This is a genomic window from Alcanivorax hongdengensis A-11-3, from assembly GCF_000300995.1.
Taxonomy (GTDB): Bacteria; Pseudomonadota; Gammaproteobacteria; order Pseudomonadales; family Alcanivoracaceae; genus Alcanivorax; species Alcanivorax hongdengensis.
Genome location: NZ_AMRJ01000057.1, coordinates 1 through 4,746, shown reverse-complemented (window position 1 = coordinate 4,746; position 4,746 = coordinate 1). Strand labels below are relative to the sequence as shown.

At 63.2% G+C, this 4,746-nt stretch carries 5 protein-coding genes and 1 other RNA gene; 1 reads left to right on the top strand and 5 read right to left on the bottom strand.

What is annotated here, in order from left to right:
• Nucleotides 1-1,139: DNA polymerase III subunit gamma/tau (dnaX, locus tag A11A3_RS16955; RefSeq protein ID WP_008930560.1), on the bottom strand; the 1,139-nt coding region annotated here is incomplete at its 3' end.
• Nucleotides 1,140-1,263: 124 nt separating this feature from the next.
• Nucleotides 1,264-1,360: signal recognition particle sRNA small type (ffs, locus tag A11A3_RS17615), an RNA gene on the bottom strand.
• Nucleotides 1,361-1,538: 178 nt separating this feature from the next.
• On the opposite strand from ffs, the gene gap reads away from it, so the two are divergent.
• A complete protein-coding gene (gene gap / locus A11A3_RS16950) occupies nt 1,539-2,555 on the top strand; it encodes a type I glyceraldehyde-3-phosphate dehydrogenase (protein WP_008930559.1) in 1,017 nt (338 codons plus the stop codon).
• Nucleotides 2,556-2,562: 7 nt separating this feature from the next.
• Here the strand turns inward: gap and A11A3_RS16945 are convergent, their stop codons facing one another.
• The 3 genes from A11A3_RS16945 to A11A3_RS17900 form a co-directional block, all read right to left on the bottom strand.
• Nucleotides 2,563-3,081 (bottom strand): hypothetical protein, encoded by a 519-nt coding sequence (locus A11A3_RS16945; protein WP_008930558.1) that lies wholly within the window; start codon nt 3,079-3,081, stop codon nt 2,563-2,565.
• 164 nt (nt 3,082-3,245) lie between these two features.
• Nucleotides 3,246-3,668 carry an Hsp20 family protein gene (locus A11A3_RS16940; RefSeq protein WP_040297484.1) on the bottom strand — a complete coding sequence of 141 codons (423 nt, stop codon included), beginning with the start codon at nt 3,666-3,668 and terminating at the stop codon, nt 3,246-3,248.
• A 155-nt stretch (nt 3,669-3,823) separates the two neighbouring features.
• On the bottom strand, nt 3,824-4,746 hold a 923-nt coding region (locus A11A3_RS17900), incomplete at its 5' end, for a hypothetical protein (RefSeq protein WP_008930556.1).

Sequence of the window (4,746 nt, the reverse complement as noted above, 5' to 3'; positions counted from 1 at the left end):
CCGGCGTCCACCGGCGGCGCACTGCCTTCAGGCTTTTTTGCCGCGCCCGGGGCCTCTCCGCCCTGCAGCACGCCACGGGGGCTGAACAGCACCATGCGCAGCAATATCATTTCCAGGGCGGCGCGGCTGTCCGGTGCGTCCTGGATATCCCGGCGACCGCGCAGGGCCACATCGTAGAACAGCTGCACCTGTTCAGCGGTGAGGGCTGCGGCCAGTTGACTGAGGGTCTGGTCGGCGCTGCCTGGCACCGCCTGGCAGACCGCCAGTTGATGCAACTGGCTGATCAGCTCGTCCAGCAGCCCCAGTTCATCCGGGCAATGTTCACTGATGCCGGCCAGGGCCTTGAGTACCCCGGCGGGCTCCCCCTCGGCCAGTGCCACCAGCAGGGCCAGCACATGGTTGCGGTCGACGGTGCCGAGCATGGCATTGACCGCCTCGCTGCTCAACTGCTCGCTGCCAAAGGCAATGGCCTGATCGGTGAGGCTGAGCGCATCGCGCATGGAGCCGTCGGCGGCACGGCCCAGCGACAGCAGCGCCGGCTCCTCATAGCGGATCATTTCCCGATCCAGCAAGGCCTTCAGATGACTGGCAATCTGTTCGGCTGGCAGGGCCTTGAGGCTGAACTGCAGGCAACGGGACAGGATGGTGACCGGCAGTTTCTGCGGGTCCGTGGTGGCCAGCAGGAATTTGACGTGGGGCGGTGGCTCTTCCAGGGTTTTCAGCAGCGCATTGAATGAATGCGCCGACAGCATGTGCACCTCATCGATCAGGTACACCTTGTAGCGGCCCCGGGTCGGCGCGTACTGCACATTATCGAGCAGTTCGCGGGTATCCTCCACCTTGGTGCGGCTGGCGGCATCCACCTCGATCAGGTCGACAAAGCGGCCCTCGCCGATTTCCACACAGGTGGGGCAGACGCCACAGGGGCGCGCACTGACACCCTGCTCACAGTTGAGGCAGCGCGACAGAATCCGGGCGATGGTGGTCTTGCCCACCCCGCGGGTGCCGGTGAACAGGTAGGCGTGGTGAAGCCGGTCCTGATCCAGGGCATGCATCAACGCACGGGAAACGTGTTCCTGGCCCACCAGTTCATCAAAGGTACGGGGGCGGTATTTTCGGGCAAGGACCTGATAACTCATAGCTCTCCAGCCAACATCACGCGCGGCACATGAAACGTATAAAAATCGGTGCCGGGTCAGAGGCTTAATGCTAACGAAGTTAGACTCGGGAGGACAGCACGGGAGGGGGGAAAACTGGAGGTCTCCCTGCCAGCCACACCCCGGCACACAAGTCCACTGCTACCGTTGCTCCCTTCCGGGCCTGGCGGGGTTCACAGCTTATCGTTGCGGGGGGACCGGCAGGTCGACCATTACGCGCCGTAAAGCGAGGGCGCATTGTGGCCAAACGCCTGTTTGTTTGCAAGCATCGACCTTCCGTCTGGGCAATCCTTGAACAGCCAGCGGCACCCGGCACTACAATTGTGGTGCCTGACACCCGGGGCCGGCTCTACAATGGAAGGGGTACAAGGAAACAGGGACATGGACAAGGAGAACGCCATGCGCATTGCCATCAACGGTTTCGGACGAATCGGCCGCTGCCTGGTGCGGGCCATCAGTGAGCACCCCCGGGGCGACCAGTTCGAGCTGGTGGCCATCAACGACCTGGCGGATTTCCAGGTGCTGGCCCACCTGCTGGCCTTTGACAGCACCCACGGGCGCTGGCCCTACTCCGTGCATTTCGATGGCAACCATCTGGAAATTGATGGCCGTCGTGTGCGCTGCCTGAGCGAAGCGGACCCGGGCAAATTGCCCTGGCAGGAACTGAAACCGGACCTGGTGTTCGAGTGCGCCGGCAAACTCAAGCAACGCGACAAGCTCCAGCCCCATCTGGATGCCGGCGCCCCCCGGGTGCTGACCAGCTACCCGGTGAGTGATGCCGATGCCATGGTGGTATACGGCGTCAACCATCCGATCCTGGACCGCCAGCAACGGATCGTTTCCAACGCCTCCTGTACCACCAACTGCCTGGCGCCCCTGGTGGATGTACTGGATCAGGCCTTTACCATTCAGCAGGCCCAGATGACCACCATCCACAGTTACACCAATGACCAGAACCTGGTGGACAAGGCCCATGGCGACCCCTACCGGGCCCGGGCCGCAGCGGTCAACATGATCCCCACGCACACCGGCGCCGCCCAGGCGGTGACCCGCGTGATCCCTCGCCTGAAAGGGCGTCTGGATGGCATGGCGGTCCGGGTGCCGACGCTCAATGTGTCACTGGTGGATCTGCATGCGGTGGTCACCGGCCCGGTGACCGTGGAAGCCGTGCATGAGGCACTGGAAAATGCCGCCCACGGCCCCCTGCAGGGCATCCTGGCGGTCAATCACCTGCCGCTGGTGTCCAGCGACTTCAACCACCAGCCCTATTCCTGCGTGGTCGACAGCAACCATACCCGACTACTGGGCCAGCAACTGAAACTGCTGGCCTGGTATGACAACGAATGGGGCTTCAGTAACCGCATGCTGGATGTGGCACTGCACTGGTTAAAACCGTAAAGGCGGCCTATTCGAAGGGGCGAAAGAAATCTTCCTGCCCCACCGCCTCGGCGTCGCGGCTGTGGCGCGCCATGATGCGGCTAATCTGCTCGGCCTGCTGGTCATCATCGGCATCCACCATCATCAGATAATCGCCTTCGTCCACCCGTTGCAGGTAGGGCTGCAGATGATGATTGCGCGAGGAAAGCCCGCGGATGCCGCCCAGCCAGGCACCAAAGCAGGTACCGAAAACGGAGGTGGCAATCAGCACTTCGCTGTCCAGACGATTACCCAGCAGACTGACCGCGGCAATCACCAGCCCCAGCAGCAGGCCAAAGCCGGTGCCGATAAGCGCACCCAGAAAACCGGAATGCAGCACGTCGGTCTCTTCCCAGGTGGTGGCCGCATGGACATGGGCCTGCACCACCGTGGCCGGATTCTGGCCCAGCACACAGAGGCGGTTTTCATTGATGCCGGCAATTCGCAGCTCTTCGGTAATTCCCTTCACGATGGGCAGCGATGGCATCAGATAGTAGAAGCGTTTCATGCGGCCCCTCCTTGCGGCACGTCATTCGCTGGCTATTTTCTGGACAATGCCCTGCCCCGTTCAGTGACCAAATCGCCAAAATCCGTTGCTAAATTGTTGACTGGGTCACCAAATATGAAAAAGGGGCCATTCGGCCCCTTTTTTTGATCAAAATGCTAATACTTTTAGCTAACCGGGATCACTCTGGGTTTCTTCTCCTCGGGGACCACACGGTTGAGTGACACGGTCAGCAGACCGTCGTTGAGGTCCGCACCGTCCACTTCCACATGGTCGGCCAGTTTGAAGGTTCGCTCGAAGGCTCGCCGGGCAATACCGCGGTGCAGCCAGGTCCGCTCGGCATCGTCCTGGTTGGGCAGGTTGCCGCGAATCTTCAGCTCGTTTTCCTGCACGGTAATATCCAGGTCCGCCCGGCTGAAGCCGGCCACGGCCATGACAATGCGATAACGGCCATCGCTCTCGCGGATGATGTCATAGGGCGGGTAACCGTTCCCCTGGTCGGCGCGCAGGGCGGCGTCCAGCAGTTCATCAAAACGGTCAAAGCCCACGGAATGACGGAACAGGGGGGCCAGGGAAAAACCAGTATTCATCACAATTTCCTCATCCATCAACACCGGCAAACCCCGCAGGCATTCGCCGGAATACGGTTAAAAGTCATTGCGACACGGGGTACCTGAGTCTTCCTCCCGGTACACCTCGCTGGCCAGCGGTCACGGTATTAAAAATGGGGATGGGCGATCGGCTTTCAAGGGGCCGGTTGCAAATTGACGGTTTGCGCCTGGGCCGGCCAGGGGCGGGTCTGCCCGGCGGGGCGAGTGGTGGCAGACACGGTCAGACGCACGGATTGCTCGCCCATCTTCACCGGCATGCGCACGCACCATTGCTCACCGGCATGCACCGGCCACCAGGGGCTGTCACTGGCCTGCCACTCCTCACTGTCACCGCTGCAGTTGCGATCCATAAGCAGCGAGCCGGCAGGTTGCGGCTCGGCGCCAAAGCGCACCGCACCACTGACCGTGGCCTGGTAACGGAAGGTCAGCACCGCCGTGGCGCCCGGGGCCAACTGTCGGTCAGCGGGCCCCTGCCAGCCCGGCCGGGCCAACCAGCCCAGATTGAGCGGGCCGGAATGCTGGTCCGCCGTGGCCCGTATCGGCCAGCGCCACTGTCTGCCCTGCTGGCGACCCGGGTTGCCATCCAGCGCCGGCGGCCGGGGCAGCGACCAACCCGCCGGGGCGGTGACCTGCACCAGCAACGGCTGGCCGTGACTGTCCGCTTCGTCCAGGCGCAGCACAAAGCCGCCAACCGGGTCGGTGCGGGTCTGCATCAATGGCTTGCCATCCGCTTCAAGCAAGGCCACCGGCCAACCGGACAGGAAAGTTTCACCCTCATCATGACGGCCGTTAAAGGCGGCGGACACCTGCCCGGCGCCGTTATCCTCGAACAGGGTGCCACTGGCCCAGTGACCCGCCGGCTGGCAGGCATAGCCCGCCTCGGGGCCTGCGATGGCAAGGTCGCGGAAGCCGTTTTCGGCACGGGGCCGGGACGACAGCAACGCCCCCACCCCGCCCTTGCCGCCGGCGGGATGACCGCCTTCACCGCCTTCGCTGTTGAGTGTCAGCGGCAGTGCCGTGGCCGGCGGCAACGACAGCCACAGGGTGCCCCCGGCAC

Bases quoted from the DNA above. Each gene is read 5' to 3' on its own strand.
- gap (WP_008930559.1), top strand. From the start codon at position 1,539: ATGGACAAGGAGAACGCCATGCGCATTGCCATCAACGGTTTCGGACGA.
- A11A3_RS16945 (WP_008930558.1), bottom strand. From the start codon at position 3,081: ATGAAACGCTTCTACTATCTGATGCCATCGCTGCCCATCGTGAAGGGA.
- A11A3_RS16940 (WP_040297484.1), bottom strand. From the start codon at position 3,668: ATGAATACTGGTTTTTCCCTGGCCCCCCTGTTCCGTCATTCCGTGGGC.